Here is a 15,590-nt window from a genome sequence, read left to right as displayed (position 1 = left end):
TGCGCCGCGGGCCTTTGATGTGGCGCAACGTCGGCTGGCCGGCGCAGCGGTCAAATCCCTTCCGACCAATGTGGTTATTAGCTGGAAGGGAAACACCATGTTCAAGAAAAGTATGTTGCTGGCGGCCGTGCTTGCCGGCTTGGCCGCGCCCGCCTGGGCCCAGACCTCGGGCGACAGCCCGTGGCTGGTGCGCCTGCGCGCCGTGCACCTCAACAGCGCCAACGGCGATTCGACCGGCCTGGGCCTGACGATCAACAACAAGTGGCTGCCCGAAGCGGACGTGTCGTATTTCTTCACGCCCAACATCGCCGCGGAGCTGATCCTGACCTATCCGCAGCGCCAGTCGGTCTATGCCGGCGGCGCCTACATCGGCTCGCTGCGCCACCTGCCGCCCACGCTGACGCTGCAGTACCACTTCACCAATTCGTCGCCGGTCACGCCCTATGTGGGCGCGGGCCTGAACTACACGCGCTTCAGCTCGGTCGACGTGCTGGGCGGCGCCGCCGACGTCAAGCGCAATTCGTTCGGCCCCGCGCTGCAGGTGGGCGCCAGCTACGCACTGACCAAGAACCTGTCGTTGAACCTGGACGTCAAGAAGGTCTGGATCAAGACCGACGTCTACGCCGGCGGCAACAAGGCTGGCACCTTCAAGGTCGACCCCGTGCTGGTGGGCGTCGGCCTGGGCTACCGGTTCTGATCGATTCGTCTTCGCTCGCTCGACGGGAAAGGGGCTTCGGCCCCTTTCTTCATGGGGACGGGCAAATCGGGCCGGGATGACGACCTTGGTCCGAACCGTTAGAATGCGCTCATGTTACGGCACACCTCTGCCGGCGTCCGCTTGCGCGGCGCGCCGGAATCGGGAAGTGCACACCGTCAGCCAGTCCGCCGAATGTTGTGGGTCGGCGCCCTGTGTCTGGCAGCGGGCCCGCTGGCGGCCCAGACGGTGAGCCTCGATGCTTCCACTCCTTCATCCCTGCTGGCTGAGCCCTGCTCGTCCGCCAAGGCGGTGCACGACATGCGCTGCCCCAACTATTCGGGCTTCCGCGCCCGCGTGGGCGGCGGCGTAGACAGCAGCGCGTCGGCCAGCGACGACGCTGGCGCACCCGGCCTGACGGCGCCTTCGCGCGCCTCGCTGGGGCTGCGCGGCGGCCGCGACCTTCAGCGCGGCGTGGCGTCGTGGTACGGCCCCGGCTTTCACGGACGGCTGACGGCCAACGGCGAGAAGTTCGACATGCACGAACTCACCGCCGCGCACAAGACGCTGCCCTTCGGCACGCGCGTGCTGGTACACAACCCGCGCACTGGCAAGGAAGTGGTGGTGCGCATCAATGACCGCGGGCCGTTCATCAAGGGCCGCGTCATTGACCTGAGCAAGGCGGCCGCCAAGGCGCTGGGCTTCAATGCGCGCGGCCACGACGCCGTGGTGCTGCGCGAAGTGGCGCCAGCCAGTGATCGCGACAGCTGAGTTTTAAGTCGAAACGGCCGCCAGCGCTTGTCACTAGAGCGCGGATAGCTACCATTTAGATAGCAAAAGGCACTCCCGGCGCCTTTTGCATTTCGTGGTTCAGGAGGCCGCGGAGCAGGACAGGCGAGGCACCCGCACAAGGGCTTTGCCTGTGCGCTGGGTGCGTCCCCCTTCCCGCGCACAGCGCTGTAAAGAAGGGGGAAGCGGCCCCAGCCGCTCAGGGCGATGTCGCCATTTCTCTCCGGCGGCCGCGAAGCAGGCCATGCCAGCGAACGCCGCGGAAGGGCTTGGCCCGCCCGCTGGCGTTGTCCCCCTTCCCGCGAAGCGCAGCGTAGCGAGAGAAGGGGGAAGTGCCGTCAGGCGCTCAGGGGGATGCCCTCTATCTCTCGTCGTAGCTCACCGTGAGCTTGTCGGTCGTCGGCCGCGCCTGGCAACTCAGCACGAAGCCCTGCGCCATTTCCTCGGCTTCGAGCGTGAAGTTCTTGTCCATGGTCACCGCGCCGTCCATCACCTTGGCGCGGCAGGTGCAGCACACGCCGGCCTTGCAGGAATAGGGCAGATCGAGTCCGGCGTTCAGCGCCACGTCCAGCACGTGCTGGTCGCTGCGCATGGCCAGTTCGTGCGCTTTGCCGTCGATCACCACCGTGAGCGCCACCTGGCCCACCGGTGCTTCGGGGTCGGGTTGCACGATGGCGGCGCGGCGTGCCTCGGGGCTCATTTCTTCCAGGCGCGGCGAGGTGAAGCGCTCGCTGTAGATGCGGTCGGCCGGCACGCCGGCGGCTTGCAGTGCGGCTTCGACCGATTCGATCATGGCTTCGGGGCCGCACACGAACACTTCGTCCATGCTCTTGGCAGGCAGCAGGGTGTCGATGAGCTGCTGCACCTTGGCGCCGTCGATGCGGCCTTCCAGCATGGGCACTTCCTGCGCCTGGCGCGACAGGATGTGGATCAGCGTCAGGCGGTTCTTGTACTTGTCCTTCAGGTCTTGCAGCGCCTCGTTGAACATCACGCTGTTCATGCGGCGGTTGCCGTACACCAGCGTGAACTTGGCCGTGTCCGACTCTTCCATCGTGCTGGCGATGATGCTGAGGATGGGCGTGATGCCCGAGCCCGCCGCAAAGCCCACGCGGTGCAGCGCGCGCGGCTTCTTGATGACGAAGCGGCCATCGGGCGGCATCACGGCCAGCGTGTCGCCCACCTTGAGTTGCGTGGCCGCCCAGTTGGAGAACATGCCGCCTTCCATCGGGCGGATGCCGACTTCCAGCTGCTTGTCCTTGCTGTACCTGCTCTTGGTGCTACAGATCGAGTAGTTGCGGCGCACGTCCTGGCCGTCGATGGTGGTGCGCAGCGTCAGGAACTGGCCGGGCTGGAAGTTGAACGAGTCGTGCAACTCGTCGGGCACGGCAAAGGTGATGGCGACGGCGCCGGCGGCTTCGGGGTGGACGCGGGCGACGGTGAGATCGTGAAAGCGCGGGGCGGACATGGTCGTCTCTAGATATTTTTGAAATGGTCGAAAGGTTCCAGGCAGTCCAGGCAGCGGTACAGCGCCTTGCAGGCCGTGGAGCCGAAATGCGAGGTTTCGGTGGTGTTGGCCGAGCCGCACTGGGGACAGTGCACGGCGGGGCGGTCCTTGGCAGCCGAGGTGGACGCAAACTGAATCACCGCCGCGCCAGCTGCGCCGCCGCCGTGGGGCGGCGCGATGCCATACGCGCGCAGCTTCTCGCGCGACTCGGGCGTCATCCAGTCGGTCGTCCAGGCGGGCGCCAGCTGGGTAACGACGTGGCCGTCAACGCCGTGGTCTCGCAGCGTGGCGGCGACGTCGCCCGCGATCTGGTCCATCGCCGGGCAGCCGCTGTAGGTGGGGGTGATGACGACTTCCACCCGGCCATCGGCGCCGCGCCGCACGTCGCGCAGGATGCCCATCTCTTGCAGCGTGACGACGGGGATTTCGGGGTCGGTGAGCTGGTCGAGCGCCTGCCACAGGGCGGCGAATTCTTCGGCCCTCTCCCGCTCGCGGGGGATGGCAGGGGAGAGGGCGGCGGCGTTGGCGTCGGACACGGCGTGGCCCCTCACCCCAACCCTCTCCGCAGAGGGGCGAGGGCGTCGCAGCCAGCCTGTCGGCAAGCTGTCACCACACCGCCCCCGGGTGCTGCCGCGCCAGGCTTTGCATCTCGCCCAGCAGGTAGCTCAGGTATTCGGAATGCACGCCGCGCTTGCCTTCGGGCACGTAGCGCTTGACGGCGGCCGGGCGCTGGAGCGTGGCCTCGGCGATCGCTTCATCGACGATCTGGTCCCACGCGGCGCGAAGTGCCGGCACGTCCACGCCGGCGCCCTGGTCGACGGCTTCGGTTTCCAGCGCGCTGGCGGTCCAGAACTCGTCGGTGAAGGGCAGCAGGTAATCGAGTGCGGCCTGCGCGCGGCGGTGCGATTCATCGGTGCCGTCGCCCAGGCGCACCAGCCAGTCGCGCGAATGGCGCAGGTGGTAGCGCACTTCTTTCAGGCTCTTGGCGGCAATGGCAGCCAGCTGCGCGTCGCTGGATTGCTGCAGGCCCTCCCACACCAGCACCATCAATGCGCTGTAGAGAAAGTTGCGCACGATGGTGATGGACCAGTCGCGCGTGCCGCCGGCCGAGGGCACCAGGCCGGTGTGGTGCGGCAACTCCAGCAGCACGTAGTTGCGGAAGTCGGTGTCGCCGCGGAAATAGGCCAGCGTGTCTTCGGTCACGGGGCCGGCGGGCCACACGGTGCTGCGCGGCGAGCGCACGTCGTTGTTCAGGCGCTCAGCGGCGTGCTGGTAGAGCAGGCGCGCCTGGCCGATCAGGTCCAGGCTATTGTTGGCCATGGCCATGTCTTCTTCCAGCACCGGCGCGTGACCGCACCATTCGGCGTTGCGCTGGCCCAGCACCACGGCGTTGTCGGCCAGGTGCAAGACGTATTGCAGCGGCGCGTGGTTTGCTATTGAAATGGTAGCTGCTTGCGCTTGATGGATGGGCGCTGCGGCCTGTTCTGCCACTGAACTCATCACATGTGCCCCACTTCTTCAGGAATCTCGTAGAACGTGGGGTGGCGGTAGATCTTGTCGCTGGCGGGCTCGAACAGTTCGTCCTTCTCGCTCGGGTCGCTGGCGGCGATCAGGTGCGACGGAATGACCCAGATGCTCACGCCTTCCTGCCGGCGCGTGTAGACGTCGCGCGCCATTTGCAGCGCGTGCTGCGCGTCACTGGCGTGCAGGCTGCCGCAGTGCTTGTGTTCCAGGCCTTGCTTGCTGCGGACGAAAACTTCCCACAGCGGCCAGTCTTTCATTGCGAGGGGGGGTGGACATGGTGGTCTCTCTCCAAAGGAAATTGTTTTTGTGGGCTGGCTCGCTGCGCTTTCGCCAGCCTGCGGCTCAGGTCAGGCGGCGGCCTTCATGGCGCGCTGCCGCTGCTTTTCGGCATGCGCCAGCGCGGCTTCGCGCACCCAGGCGCCGTCGTTGTGCGCCTTCACGCGCGTGGCCAGGCGCTCTTTGTTCATGGGGCCGTTGCCATTGACGGTTTGCCAGAACTCGTCCCAGTCGATCTCACCGTGGTCGTAGTGGCCGCGTTCTTCGTTCCACTTCAGGTCGGGGTCGGGCAGGGTCACGCCCAGCACGTTGGCCTGCGGCACCGTGGCGTCGATGAATTTCTGGCGCAGGTCGTCGTTGCTGATGCGCTTGATGCCCCACTTCATGCCGTCGCTGGAATGCATGCTGTCCTTGTCCGACGGGCCGAACATGGCCAGGCACTTCCACCAGGTGCGGTTGACGGCGTCCTGCACCATGTCGCGCTGGGCCTGGTTGCCGCGCATCATCACCAGCAGGGCCTCGTAACCCTGGCGCTGGTGGAAGGATTCTTCCTTGCACACGCGCACCATGGCGCGCGCGTAGGGGCCGTAGCTGCAACGGCACAGCGGAATCTGGTTCATGATCGCCGCGCCATCGACCAGCCAGCCGATCACGCCGACGTCGGCCCAGTTCAGCGTGGGGTAGTTGAAGATGCTGCTGTACTTGGCCTTGCCGGAGTGCAGCGCATCCAGCATCTGGTCGCGGCCGGTGCCCAGCGTTTCGGCGGCGCTGTACAGGTACAGGCCGTGGCCGCCCTCGTCCTGCACCTTGGCGATCAGGATGCACTTTCGCTTGAGGCTGGGGGCGCGGCTGATCCAGTTGCCCTCGGGCAGCATGCCGACGATTTCGGAGTGCGCGTGCTGGCTGATCTGGCGCACCAGCGTCTTGCGGTAGGCCTCGGGCATCCAGTCGCGCGGCTCGATGCGGCCGTCGGCGTCGATGCGGGCCTGGAACTGCGCCATCAGCCTGGCTTCGGCCTCGCTCAGGGGCTTGGCCAGCGGCTTGAGGTTGCCCGTCTTGCCTTCGGCGGCGTCGGGCACGGAAAGGGCTTGGGTATACATGCGCGTTTGTCTCCTGTCATTGCGGCGCACAGAGGGCGGCGCGCGCGCAAAAAAGCGGTCGAGCAGCAAGTATAGTGAATTAACCGACCGAGCGGTCGGTTAATTTTTGATCGCGGAATCAGGGATTACCCGAGCGTGCCCGGGCGGGGCATTCAGGCCCGGGCGGCGCCGGCTTCAACGCTCCAGGCGGCGCCGCGGCCGCGGCCTTCGCGCAAGGTGTCCAGCACCTGCGGCAGCGCGTCGTCCAGCAGCGCCTTCAGCGTGTGCGGCGGGTTGATGACGAACATGCCGCTGGCCGTCAGGCCCGCGCCGTCGGCCGCCGCGCCGATGTGCAGCGTGGCGTCCAGCCAGGCGCGGCCGGCCTGCTGGGCCAGCGTGCGCAGGCGGCGCGGCAGGCCATGCGCCTCGGGGCGCGGGATGATGGGGTACCACACGAGGTACACGCCGGTCGCAAAGCGCTTGAGCGCATCCTGCACGGCCTCGGCCACCTTGGCGTAGTCGCTCTTGATTTCGTAGCTGGGATCGATCAGCACCAGCGCGCGGCGCGAGCCGCCGGCCGCCGGCGGGGGCGGCAGCAGCGCCTTCAGGCCGGCCAGGCCGTCCTGCCGGGTCATCGTGACCTGGCGGCCGGCATCGAGCTGGTCGATGTGCGCCCGCAGCGCCTGCGCGTCGGTGGGGTGCAGCTCGAACAGCTTGAGGCGGTCGTGCACCACGGCGCGGTCGGGCTCGGTCATCAGCGCGTGCATCAGCAGGGGCGAGCCGGGGTAGACGCGCCACGCGCCGCGCGCGGCCGGGTTGAAGCGGGCGACGACCTCGAGATAATCCGCCAGTGCTTCATTTTGCATAGCGCCTTGCGCAGAGCTGGCGGGCGCTGGTACCGTTTTTGACCTGTGATGGGACGGCGCCGGCGTGGCCTGCAGCCGGGCGATGCCTTCGCCGGCTTCGCCCGAGGTCTGCGCGGCGTCGCTGTCCAGCCGGTAGATGCCGGCGCCGGCGTGGGTGTCCACCAGCAGCAACGGGGTCGGCTTGCGCATCAGGTGCCGCAGCGTCGCCAGCAGCGTCAGGTGCTTGAGCACGTCGGCATGGTTGCCGGCGTGGAAGGCGTGGCGATAACTGAACATGCGCCGATGGTAGCGGGCCGCAAGGTGCAGGGGGTGGCGCGCGTGGGCGGCCAGGCGCCGGCCCGCGGGGCTGCCCGGTGCAGGCGCCCTTGCCAGGGCTGGCGCCGCCCGGTTAGAATCAAAGGCTTTGCAGCGCAAATGTGACCCCGCGGCAAGAAACAGTACACCCCACCTAAGAGGCTCCCGTCACAAGAGGAGCACCGACCGTGGAAAAGGGTCCGCCAAACCATCCGTTACTGGAAAACTCATGAAAACGTTCAGCGCCAAGCCTGCTGACGTGACGCACGAGTGGTTTGTGATTGACGCCACCGACAAGGTGCTCGGACGGGTAGCCAGCGAAGTTGCCCTCCGTCTGCGCGGCAAGCACAAGGCCATTTACACGCCTCACGTCGATACCGGTGACTTCATCGTCATCGTCAACGCTTCCAAGATTCGCGTCACCGGCGCGAAAGAGCTCGACAAGAAGTACTACCGCCACACCGGCTATCCGGGCGGCATCCGCGAAACCAATTTCCGCGACCTGCAGGCCAAGCACCCCGGCCGCGCGCTGGAAAAGGCCGTCAAGGGCATGCTGCCCAAGGGCCCGCTGGGTTACGCCATGATCAAGAAGCTGAAGGTCTACGGCGGCGCCGAGCACCCGCACAGCGCCCAGCAGCCCAAGGCGCTGGAAATCTAAGGAGCCGATGCAATGATTGGTGATTGGAACAATGGCACCGGCCGTCGCAAGTCCAGCGTCGCCCGCGTGTTCCTGAAAAAAGGCAGCGGCAAGATCACGGTCAATGGCAAGCCCATTGAGCAGTTCTTCGGCCGCCAGACCTCGATCATGATCTGCAAGCAGCCCCTGGTGCTGACCGACAACGTCGAAGCTTTCGACGTGCAGGTCAACGTCAACGGCGGCGGCGAATCCGGCCAGGCCGGCGCAGTGCGCCACGGCATCACCCGTGCGCTGATCGACTATGACGCCAACCTCAAGCCGCAGCTGTCGGCCGCCGGTTACGTCACGCGCGACGCCCGCGAGGTCGAGCGCAAGAAGGTCGGCCTGCACTCGGCACGCCGCCGCAAGCAGTTCTCGAAGCGCTGATCCCTCGCCGCTTCCCACTGCAGCAAACCGTGTCGGCCTTTCGGGGCGGCACGGTTTTTTCATGGGCGGCATGGTAAAAAGGCCGCGCGAACACGACGCAGGAGACTCGCCATGTTGGGCATCAGGAAACAACCCTCGGTCAACAGCCTCATCGGTGCCGGCATGCGGGTGCAGGGGCCGTGCACGTTCCAGGGCAGCCTGCAGATCGACGGCACGGTGGTGGGCGACGTGACGGCCGAAGGCGGCCAGCCGGGGCTGCTGGTGATCGGCGAAAGCGGCAACGTGCAAGGCACCATCAGCGCCGATCACGTCGTCGTCAGCGGCACGGTGGTCGGTTCGATCCAGGCGTGGGAACTGCTGGAGCTGCAGGCCAAGGCGCGCGTGCAGGGCGACGTGCGCTACAAATCGCTGGAAATGCAGCAGGGCGCGGTCATCGCGGGCCAGTTGCAGCCGCAGGTCACCCCGCCGCCCGCCGCGCCAGAGCCGCGTGAGCCGCAGCGCGAAGCCCCTGATGCCGCGGTCGAGCCTCGGCTGGAGCCCACCGAGCCGACGCTGGACCCGGAACGCCCGTGAGGGCTGCCCTGCGGCGCAGCGACAAAACCCGACTGATTTGATATAGTATTGCGATGGTCCCGGTATCACGGGGCCGAACAGGAGTCCCCCTCATGAGCGCCGTAGCGCAAGACATCACTTCGCCCACCACGATGCCCGAGCCCATCGTGTTCACCGACAGTGCCGCCGCCAAGGTGGCCGACCTGATTGCGGAAGAAGGCAACCCCGACCTGAAGCTGCGCGTGTTCGTGCAGGGCGGCGGCTGCTCGGGCTTCCAGTACGGTTTCACCTTCGACGAAGTCGCCAACGACGACGACACGACGATGAGCAAGAACGGCGTGTCGCTGCTGATCGACCCGATGAGCTACCAGTACCTGATTGGCGCCGAAATCGACTACAAGGAAGACCTGCAGGGCGCGCAGTTCGTCATCAAGAACCCGAACGCCCAGACCACCTGCGGTTGCGGCTCGTCGTTCTCGGTGGCCGAGGAATAAGCGCAGCAGCAGCGGTCGGTTCAGGCCATCGCATCAAAAAAGGGCGCCTATGGCGCCCTTTTTTGATGGTGGGACAGAACGGAGAATCAGGCCTGTTCGCTTGTCCAGAGCGCGTCTGGCGCTATCAATTCAAGAGTTTGGCGGTCAGTCGAAGCTGGCGCGCGTGACTTCGGTGGCGGCGGCCAGTTGCATCTTCATGTTGGCGGCCAGCTTGGCGAAGGCGGCTTTTCCGCCGGGCGACACGGGCACGTATTCGCGCTGGTCGGCCAGCACTTCGGTCGGGTCGTGCGGCGTGTCGTTGATGCGGAATTCGAAGTGCAGGTGCGGCCCGGTGGAGACGCCCGTGGAGCCGACGGCGCCCACGGTTTCGCCCTGCATCACGTTGTCGCCCACTTTCACGTCGATGCGCGACAGGTGAGCGTACAGCGTCGAATCCTTGCCATTGCGGTGCTTGATCTGGATGACGTTGCCGTAGCCGCTCTGCACGCCGGCAAAGCTGACGGTGCCGTCGCCGATGGTGCGCACTGGCGTGCCGGTGGGCGCGGCATAGTCGACGCCGGTGTGCTCGCGGCTGTAGCCGTAGACCGGGTGGCTGCGCACGCCGAAGCCGCTGGTGATGCGGGTGGCTTCCAGCGGCGCCAGCAGGTAGGCCTTCAGCAGGCTCTGCCCGTCGAACGAGTAGTAGGCGCCCTTGGGCGCGCCGGCTTCCTTGAACCAGATGGCCTGGTGCGTCTTGCCGCGGTTGGTGACCTCGGCGCTCAGCACCTTGCCGGCGCGGATGGGCTCGCCATCGGCTTCCAGCGTTTCATACACCACGGTGAAGCGGTCGCCACGGCGCAGGCCGCGATGAAAGTCGACGTTGCTTTCGAAAATTTCGGTCAGCTGCTTGGTCACGCTGTCGGGCACGCGGGCCTCATCGGTGGCGGCGAACAGCGTGCCGCGGATGGTGCCGCTGGTCAGGCGCTGGTTGGCCACCAGCGGCGCGGTTTCGACGCGCACGCTGAAGCCGCTGCCGGCTTTTTCGACCACCAGGCGCTGGAAGCTGTCGTCGTTTTCCTGCTCGACCCAATGGGTGCGCAGCGTCTGCAGCTGCGCACGGTCGGTGGCTTCGGCCGTCACGGTGCGGCCAGCGGACGACTTGCCGAACAGCACTTGTCGCGCGGTTTCGTTCTTGCGCAGGAAGGCGGCAGCGGCAGGGTCGGACAGGCCCAGGCGCTTGAGCAGCGCTTCGGGCGTGTCGGTGGCGCGCGTGGTTTCGCTGCGGTAGAGCGTGAACGAATAGCCGTCCAGCGCCTCGACCTGGCGGTCCAGCGTGGTCGGCTCCACGGCCTCGGAAATCAGCCGCAACGGCTGGGCGGGTGCGGCGGGCGCCAGCGAAGCCACGGCAAACGCACCGCCAGTGCCCCCCCATCAAGAGGGCGGCAATGGCAGCGGTGATGCGCTTGGGGTGGCGGTGGACGAAATCGGCAAAAGCCAAGCCAGTCGAAATCAGTTTTTGCTTCACGCGACGGGTATCCGTATTCGTTGTATTCAGGCAACACCCACGGTGTGAGCCGGCCTCTCGGAAGCGCTCTTGGTGCAAGAGCAAGGCCCCTAGAATCGGACCATAACTGATCAAGTATAACGACGTAGGTGCCCGCCTACAACCCGATCGAACGATGTCTGACAATTTACTTACAAACCCCGCCGTGAGCGACCGCGTGCGCGAAGCCATGGCTATTTCGCTACGCGGCTGTGAAGAATTGCTGCCGCGTGAAGACTGGCTGCGCAAGCTGGCGCGCTCTGAAGCCACCGGCCAGCCCTTGCGCATCAAGCTGGGGCTGGACCCGACGGCGCCCGACATCCACATCGGCCACACCGTGGTGCTGAACAAGATGCGCCAGCTGCAGGATCTGGGGCACACGGTCATCTTCCTGATCGGCGACTTCACCACCCTGATCGGCGACCCGTCCGGCCGCAACAGCACGCGCCCGCCTTTGAGCGCCGAGCAGATCCAGGTCAACGCCGAAACCTACAAGGCGCAGGCCTTCAAGGTGCTCGACCCCGCCAGGACCGAGCTGCGCTACAACAGCGAGTGGAGCGACGCACTGGGCGCGCGCGGCATGATCCAGCTGGCGGCCAAGTACACCGTGGCGCGCATGATGGAGCGCAACGACTTTCACGAGCGCTTTCACGCCGGCACCTCGATCAGCGTGCATGAATTTCTGTACCCGCTGATGCAGGGCTACGACTCGGTGGCGCTCAAGTCCGACATCGAGCTGGGTGGCACCGACCAGAAGTTCAACCTGCTCATGGGCCGCCACCTGCAGCAGGAATACGGGCAGGAGCCGCAGTGCATCCTGACCATGCCGCTGCTGGAGGGCCTGGACGGCGTCGAAAAGATGTCCAAGTCCAAGAACAACTACATCGGCATCACCGAAGACGCCAACACCATGTTCGCCAAGGTGCTGTCGATCAGCGACGAGCTGATGTGGCGCTGGTACACGCTGCTGTCGTTCAAGAGCATGGCCGACATCGACGCGCTGCGCGCCGAGGTGGCCGCGGGCCGCAACCCGAAGGACGCCAAGGTCATGCTGGCCAAGGAAATCACGGCGCGCTTTCACTCGGCCGCTGCAGCCGCCTCAGCGGAGCAGGATTTCATCAACCGCAGCAAGGGTGGCGTGCCGGACGAGATCCCGGAAGTGGCGCTCTCCGGCGCCCCCATGGGCATCGGCGCGCTGCTGAAGGCGGCCGGCCTGGCAGCGTCCAGCTCAGAAGGCAACCGCCTGATCGACGGGGGCGGCGTGCGCGTCGACTCCGCCGTCGTCAGCGACAAAGGCCTCAAGCTGCCAGTGGGCACTTACGTCGTGCAGGTCGGCAAGCGCAAGTTTGCGCGGGTGACGTTGGCTTGACCGAATCTGCCGAAGCTGCCCTGCTGGCCTGCCGCGGCTGGGCGGGCGAGCGGGGCGGCCTGCTGTTGTGGGGCCCGCTCGACCTGACGCTGATGCCCGGCGACGTGGTGCACGTGCAAGGCCCCAACGGCTGCGGCAAGACGACGCTACTGCGCACGCTGGCCGGGCTGCGCGCGCCGGCCGTGGCGACGTCGACAAGCCTCTGCAGGGAGGTCTGGTGGATCGGCCACGCCAACACGCTGGTCGAGGACCTGGATGCCGCGCTCAACCTGCACCTGCTGCTGGCCGTGGCCGGCGCACCCGTGCCGCCGCGCACGGCGCTGGCGAGCCACCTGCAGGCGGCCGGCGTGCCGTGCGGGCGCCCGGTGCGGCTGCTGTCGGCCGGGCAGCGCCGCAAGCTCACGCTGGCGCCGCTGGCCCTGGCGCCGCGCCGGCTGTGGCTGCTGGACGAACCCTTCGACGCATTGGACGCTGACGCCTGCGAGGCGCTGGCCGCGCTGGCCACAGGCCACACCGCGCAAGGCGGCGCCATCGTGCTGACCAGCCACCAGCCGCTGCCACGCGCTTTTCCTCCCCATCAAACACTGCAGTTGCGCCCGTCTGGCAAGCGCAAGAAGCTATCAAATTCAGAGCAATCGGCATGACCGGAGCGGTGCTGCGCGCCATCTTTCTGCGCGAGTGGGCGCAGGCGCTGCGCCAGCCGGCCGACCTGGCTTGGCACGCGCTGTTCTTTGTCGTGGTCAGCAGCCTTTTTCCGCTGTCGCTCAAGCCCGACGCCGACACGCTGCGCCTGCTGGCGCCCGGCGTGCTGTGGGTGGGCGCGCTGCTGGCGGTGCTGCTGGCGTCGGCACGCATGTTTCAGGACGACCTGCGCAGTGGCTGGGTCGATCAATGGGTGCTGACCTGCGCGGCCACCGGCCTGCCGCTGGCGCTGCTGGTGGCCACGCGGCTGGCCGCGCAATGGCTGCTGGCCGCGCTGCCGGTGCTGGCCGTGGCGCCGCTGCTGGCGCTGCAGTTTGGCCTGGCCGCGTGGGCGCTGGCGGTGCTGATGGCGTCGCTGGCGCTGGGCACGGCGGTGCTGGTGCTCGTCACTGGCGTGGCCGCCGCGTTGGCGGGCGGCCTGCGCGGCGCGGCGCTGCTGGTGATGCTGATCGTGCTGCCGCTGGTGGCGCCGGTCATCATCTTTGGTGCCATGGCGGTGCACCACGCCGTGCGCGGGCAAGCGGTGGGGGCCGAGTTGGCGTTGCTGGGCGCCATGCTGGCGGTGGCGCTGGTGGCGTGCCCGCTGCTGGCGGCGGTGGGCTTAAGGGCGGCGGTCGAAAGCTGAGCAAGCGGCACAAAATTGGGATGAGCTGCACCGTTCTGGTTGCGACCGATGCAGGTGGCAGAGGCTTGACCCGTGTCAAAAATCAGAGGCAGATCAAGGCAGGCAGCGCCTTGAGCCGATAGAGTCGCTCCATGGCCTTCGAACCGACGCTGTTCCACTTCGCCGCCCCCAAGCGCCTGCACGCGCTGGCCGGGCGCTGGGTGCGGCCGTGCCTGTGGCTGGCGCTGGCGATGGGGCTGCCCGGCCTGTGGCTGGCGCTGGTTGCCACGCCAGCCGACGCGGTTCAGGGTGAGGGCTACCGCATCCTGTATGTGCACGTGCCGGCGGCGTGGATGTCGATGTGGATCTACGCCGTGATCGCGTTCTGGAGCTTCGTCGGCCTCGTCTGGCGCACGCGCGCCTCGCACCTGATGGCGCACGCGCTGGCACCCACGGGGGCGGTGTTTGCGTTGCTGTCGCTCGTCACCGGCGCGCTGTGGGGCAAGCCGATGTGGGGCACCTGGTGGGTGTGGGACGCGCGGCTGACCACGTCGCTGCTGCTGCTGTTCCTCTACTTGGGCTATCTGGCGCTGCTGCGCGCGCACGAAGGCCGCGCCAGCGCCGACCGGCCGTGCGCGGTGCTGGGGCTGCTGGGCGCGCTGAATTTGCCGGTGATTTATTTCTCGGTGCACTGGTGGAACACGCTGCACCAGGGCGCCAGCATCACCGCATCGGGCGCCCGCATGCCCGGCGCCACGCTGGCGGGGCTGCTGCTGATGACCGGCGCGGCCTGGGCGTGGACGTTTGCCGTGTCGTTCAAGCGCGTGCAGTTGCTCATCGAAGAGCGGGAGGCGCACACGCGCTGGCTGCAAGACTTGCAGGGCGATGCGCAAGATACTTCAATTTTGATAGCTGATCGCGCTCATCCCGCCAGCGCTGGAGGCCTGTAGGACCATGGATTGGTTGACCCCGTGGTGGCCCGATGTCGCCGCCTTTCTGCAGATGGGCAAGCACGGCGCGTACGTGTGGCCGGCGTTTGGCGCCTGCGCGCTGGCGCTGGTCTGGGAATGGGGGTCGCTGCGCCGCCGTGCCCGCGCACTGCGCACGTCCGGGGGGGGCGCCGCGATGACCGCCGCCGTCTCACCCCGCCCCGCCTGGACGCCGCGCCGCAAGCGCATGCTGCTGCTCGCCAGCGTGCTGCTGGCCGCCGGCATCGCCACCGCGCTGGTGCTGCGCGCGTTCAACGACAACCTGGTGTTCTTCCTCACGCCGACGCAGGTCGCGCAAGGCCAGGCCACGGGCAAGGACGGCGTGCGCATCGGCGGGCTGGTGCAGCAGGGATCGATCCAGCGCGGCACCGGACAGAACCTGGAAGTGCGCTTTGTCCTCACCGACATGGCGCACACCGTGCCCGTGGTGTACCGCGGCGTACTGCCCGACCTGTTTGTCGAAGGCAAGGGCGCCGTGGCGCAAGGGCGCCTGGATGCGGGTGGCCAGCTGGTCGCCAGCGAGGTGCTGGCCAAGCACGACGAGAACTATGTGGCGCCGGGGGTGGAACTCCCAAAGGCGCGATGAATCATTACAATATTGATAAAAGTAAGGAATCATCATGCAGGAGTCCACCGTTACCGTCAAAGGCCAGACCACCGTGCCACAGCCCGTGCGCGAGGCATTGCACGTGCAGCCGGGCGAAAAGCTGTGTTGGCACGTGATGCCCGATGGTTCGGTCGTCGTGCGCGCCAAGAACCGCTCCATCCTCGACATGGCCGGCCTGCTGACCGCGCCCAAGGGCAAGAAGGTCAAGGTCGACGACATGAACGCCTGGGCCGCGACCTGACGCATGGCCGCGCTCGATACCAATGTGCTGGTGCGCTATCTGGTGCGCGACGACGTGCGTCAGATGCAGGCGGCGGCGCAATGGATCGGCAGCGTCGTCGAACGGGGCGAGTCGCTCTATGTGCCTGTCACCGTGCTGCTGGAACTGGAGTGGGTTTTGCGCACCAGCTATGGTTTTGACAAGGCGGACGTGACGATGGCATTGGCGGCGCTGCTGTCCGCCGTCGAATTGCGCATCGACGCCGAAACAGCCGTGGAGGCGGCGCTGTCGTTCTACAGCCAAAGCCGCGCGGATTTTGCCGACTGCATGCATGTGGCGCTGGCCCAGCAAGCGGGCGAGGCGCCTTTGTGGACGTTCGACCGGGCCTGCGCGCGCATGGAAGGCGCGCAGGCGGTCACTTCTGCGCCTGCGCACTGAATCG

20 protein-coding genes are annotated in these 15,590 nt (G+C 67.0%); 13 read left to right on the top strand and 7 right to left on the bottom strand.

The window, feature by feature from the left end:
• The first annotated feature begins 97 nt into the window (after positions 1 to 97).
• Together R0D99_RS15055 and R0D99_RS15050 are read left to right on the top strand one after the other, a co-directional pair.
• Positions 98 to 697 carry an OmpW/AlkL family protein gene (locus R0D99_RS15055; RefSeq protein ID WP_317748970.1) on the top strand — a complete coding sequence of 200 codons (600 nt, stop codon included), beginning with the start codon at positions 98 to 100 and terminating at the stop codon, positions 695 to 697.
• A gap of 246 nt (positions 698 to 943) precedes the next feature.
• Positions 944 to 1,465 carry a septal ring lytic transglycosylase RlpA family protein gene (locus tag R0D99_RS15050; RefSeq protein ID WP_317748969.1) on the top strand — a complete coding sequence of 174 codons (522 nt, stop codon included), beginning with the start codon at positions 944 to 946 and terminating at the stop codon, positions 1,463 to 1,465.
• A 379-nt stretch (positions 1,466 to 1,844) separates the two neighbouring features.
• On the opposite strand, the gene paaE is transcribed toward R0D99_RS15050, so the two are convergent.
• The 6 genes from paaE to R0D99_RS15020 all read right to left on the bottom strand — a co-directional run bounded on the left by paaE (position 1,845) and on the right by R0D99_RS15020 (position 7,008).
• Complete coding sequence (paaE, locus tag R0D99_RS15045; protein WP_317748968.1) at positions 1,845 to 2,948, bottom strand: 1,2-phenylacetyl-CoA epoxidase subunit PaaE; 1,104 nt, start codon at positions 2,946 to 2,948, stop codon at positions 1,845 to 1,847.
• Between the two features lie 8 nt (positions 2,949 to 2,956).
• The gene (paaD, locus tag R0D99_RS15040; RefSeq protein ID WP_317751133.1) at positions 2,957 to 3,487 is read right to left on the bottom strand and encodes a 1,2-phenylacetyl-CoA epoxidase subunit PaaD; all 531 of its coding nucleotides are present in this window, start codon (positions 3,485 to 3,487) and stop codon (positions 2,957 to 2,959) included.
• A gap of 106 nt (positions 3,488 to 3,593) precedes the next feature.
• Complete coding sequence (gene paaC, locus R0D99_RS15035; RefSeq protein WP_317748967.1) at positions 3,594 to 4,487, bottom strand: 1,2-phenylacetyl-CoA epoxidase subunit PaaC; 894 nt, start codon at positions 4,485 to 4,487, stop codon at positions 3,594 to 3,596.
• A complete protein-coding gene (gene paaB, locus R0D99_RS15030; protein WP_317748966.1) occupies positions 4,487 to 4,768 on the bottom strand; it encodes a 1,2-phenylacetyl-CoA epoxidase subunit PaaB in 282 nt (93 codons plus the stop codon). The genes paaC and paaB overlap by 1 nt, the downstream gene beginning before the upstream one ends.
• 90 nt (positions 4,769 to 4,858) lie before the next feature.
• Entirely contained in the window at positions 4,859 to 5,887 is a 1,029-nt protein-coding gene (paaA, locus tag R0D99_RS15025; RefSeq protein WP_317748965.1) for a 1,2-phenylacetyl-CoA epoxidase subunit PaaA, read from the bottom strand.
• Positions 5,888 to 6,039: 152 nt separating this feature from the next.
• Positions 6,040 to 7,008 carry a 23S rRNA (adenine(2030)-N(6))-methyltransferase RlmJ gene (locus R0D99_RS15020; RefSeq protein ID WP_317748964.1) on the bottom strand — a complete coding sequence of 323 codons (969 nt, stop codon included), beginning with the start codon at positions 7,006 to 7,008 and terminating at the stop codon, positions 6,040 to 6,042.
• Between the two features lie 247 nt (positions 7,009 to 7,255).
• Between R0D99_RS15020 and rplM the strand changes: the two genes are divergently transcribed.
• The 4 genes from rplM (at position 7,256) to erpA (ending at position 9,135) form a co-directional block, all read left to right on the top strand.
• Positions 7,256 to 7,684 carry a 50S ribosomal protein L13 gene (gene rplM, locus R0D99_RS15015; protein WP_317748963.1) on the top strand — a complete coding sequence of 143 codons (429 nt, stop codon included), beginning with the start codon at positions 7,256 to 7,258 and terminating at the stop codon, positions 7,682 to 7,684.
• 12 nt (positions 7,685 to 7,696) lie between these two features.
• Positions 7,697 to 8,089, top strand: a complete 393-nt coding sequence (rpsI, locus tag R0D99_RS15010) for a 30S ribosomal protein S9 (RefSeq protein ID WP_317748962.1) — start codon at positions 7,697 to 7,699, stop codon at positions 8,087 to 8,089.
• 111 nt (positions 8,090 to 8,200) lie between these two features.
• Positions 8,201 to 8,662: a polymer-forming cytoskeletal protein gene (locus R0D99_RS15005; RefSeq protein ID WP_317748961.1), complete on the top strand. Its 462-nt coding sequence runs from the start codon at positions 8,201 to 8,203 to the stop codon at positions 8,660 to 8,662.
• A gap of 92 nt (positions 8,663 to 8,754) precedes the next feature.
• Positions 8,755 to 9,135 (top strand): iron-sulfur cluster insertion protein ErpA, encoded by a 381-nt coding sequence (erpA, locus tag R0D99_RS15000; RefSeq protein ID WP_317748960.1) that lies wholly within the window; start codon positions 8,755 to 8,757, stop codon positions 9,133 to 9,135.
• Between the two features lie 144 nt (positions 9,136 to 9,279).
• Here the strand turns inward: erpA and R0D99_RS14995 are convergent, their stop codons facing one another.
• A complete protein-coding gene (locus tag R0D99_RS14995; protein ID WP_317748959.1) occupies positions 9,280 to 10,518 on the bottom strand; it encodes a M23 family metallopeptidase in 1,239 nt (412 codons plus the stop codon).
• 275 nt (positions 10,519 to 10,793) lie between these two features.
• On the opposite strand from R0D99_RS14995, the gene tyrS reads away from it, so the two are divergent.
• The 7 genes from tyrS to R0D99_RS14960 all read left to right on the top strand — a co-directional run bounded on the left by tyrS (position 10,794) and on the right by R0D99_RS14960 (position 15,586).
• Complete coding sequence (tyrS, locus tag R0D99_RS14990; RefSeq protein WP_317748958.1) at positions 10,794 to 12,026, top strand: tyrosine--tRNA ligase; 1,233 nt, start codon at positions 10,794 to 10,796, stop codon at positions 12,024 to 12,026.
• Positions 12,023 to 12,670, top strand: coding sequence for a heme ABC exporter ATP-binding protein CcmA (gene ccmA, locus R0D99_RS14985; RefSeq protein ID WP_317748957.1), 648 nt, complete (start codon positions 12,023 to 12,025; stop codon positions 12,668 to 12,670). Before tyrS ends, ccmA begins: the two co-directional genes overlap by 4 nt.
• Positions 12,667 to 13,353, top strand: coding sequence for a heme exporter protein CcmB (locus R0D99_RS14980; RefSeq protein WP_317748956.1), 687 nt, complete (start codon positions 12,667 to 12,669; stop codon positions 13,351 to 13,353). Before ccmA ends, R0D99_RS14980 begins: the two co-directional genes overlap by 4 nt.
• Before the next feature lie 131 nt (positions 13,354 to 13,484).
• The gene (gene ccmC / locus R0D99_RS14975) at positions 13,485 to 14,282 is read left to right on the top strand and encodes a heme ABC transporter permease CcmC (protein ID WP_317748955.1); all 798 of its coding nucleotides are present in this window, start codon (positions 13,485 to 13,487) and stop codon (positions 14,280 to 14,282) included.
• A 4-nt stretch (positions 14,283 to 14,286) separates the two neighbouring features.
• Positions 14,287 to 14,907, top strand: a complete 621-nt coding sequence (ccmE, locus tag R0D99_RS14970) for a cytochrome c maturation protein CcmE (protein ID WP_317748954.1) — start codon at positions 14,287 to 14,289, stop codon at positions 14,905 to 14,907.
• A 34-nt stretch (positions 14,908 to 14,941) separates the two neighbouring features.
• Complete coding sequence (locus R0D99_RS14965) at positions 14,942 to 15,169, top strand: AbrB/MazE/SpoVT family DNA-binding domain-containing protein (protein WP_317748953.1); 228 nt, start codon at positions 14,942 to 14,944, stop codon at positions 15,167 to 15,169.
• Positions 15,170 to 15,172: 3 nt separating this feature from the next.
• Positions 15,173 to 15,586, top strand: a complete 414-nt coding sequence (locus tag R0D99_RS14960) for a type II toxin-antitoxin system VapC family toxin (protein WP_317748952.1) — start codon at positions 15,173 to 15,175, stop codon at positions 15,584 to 15,586.
• Positions 15,587 to 15,590: the final 4 nt, after the last annotated feature.

Origin of the sequence: Ottowia sp. SB7-C50, from assembly GCF_033110285.1 — a bacterium.
GTDB lineage: Bacteria > Pseudomonadota > Gammaproteobacteria > Burkholderiales > Burkholderiaceae_C > Ottowia.
The sequence above is the reverse complement of the archived record's forward strand: the minus strand, read 5'-3'. Positions and strand labels throughout refer to the sequence as shown.

Bases quoted from the DNA above. Each gene is read 5' to 3' on its own strand.
- R0D99_RS15055 (WP_317748970.1), top strand. From the start codon at position 98: ATGTTCAAGAAAAGTATGTTGCTGGCGGCCGTGCTTGCCGGCTTGGCC.
- R0D99_RS15020 (WP_317748964.1), bottom strand. From the start codon at position 7,008: ATGTTCAGTTATCGCCACGCCTTCCACGCCGGCAACCATGCCGACGTG.
- paaB (WP_317748966.1), bottom strand. From the start codon at position 4,768: ATGAAAGACTGGCCGCTGTGGGAAGTTTTCGTCCGCAGCAAGCAAGGC.
- R0D99_RS14965 (WP_317748953.1), top strand. From the start codon at position 14,942: ATGCAGGAGTCCACCGTTACCGTCAAAGGCCAGACCACCGTGCCACAG.
- ccmE (WP_317748954.1), top strand. From the start codon at position 14,287: ATGGATTGGTTGACCCCGTGGTGGCCCGATGTCGCCGCCTTTCTGCAG.
- erpA (WP_317748960.1), top strand. From the start codon at position 8,755: ATGAGCGCCGTAGCGCAAGACATCACTTCGCCCACCACGATGCCCGAG.
- R0D99_RS14980 (WP_317748956.1), top strand. From the start codon at position 12,667: ATGACCGGAGCGGTGCTGCGCGCCATCTTTCTGCGCGAGTGGGCGCAG.
- tyrS (WP_317748958.1), top strand. From the start codon at position 10,794: ATGTCTGACAATTTACTTACAAACCCCGCCGTGAGCGACCGCGTGCGC.
- R0D99_RS15005 (WP_317748961.1), top strand. From the start codon at position 8,201: ATGTTGGGCATCAGGAAACAACCCTCGGTCAACAGCCTCATCGGTGCC.
- paaE (WP_317748968.1), bottom strand. From the start codon at position 2,948: ATGTCCGCCCCGCGCTTTCACGATCTCACCGTCGCCCGCGTCCACCCC.
- ccmC (WP_317748955.1), top strand. From the start codon at position 13,485: ATGGCCTTCGAACCGACGCTGTTCCACTTCGCCGCCCCCAAGCGCCTG.
- paaA (WP_317748965.1), bottom strand. From the start codon at position 5,887: ATGTATACCCAAGCCCTTTCCGTGCCCGACGCCGCCGAAGGCAAGACG.
- rplM (WP_317748963.1), top strand. From the start codon at position 7,256: ATGAAAACGTTCAGCGCCAAGCCTGCTGACGTGACGCACGAGTGGTTT.
- paaC (WP_317748967.1), bottom strand. From the start codon at position 4,487: ATGAGTTCAGTGGCAGAACAGGCCGCAGCGCCCATCCATCAAGCGCAA.
- R0D99_RS14960 (WP_317748952.1), top strand. From the start codon at position 15,173: ATGGCCGCGCTCGATACCAATGTGCTGGTGCGCTATCTGGTGCGCGAC.
- rpsI (WP_317748962.1), top strand. From the start codon at position 7,697: ATGATTGGTGATTGGAACAATGGCACCGGCCGTCGCAAGTCCAGCGTC.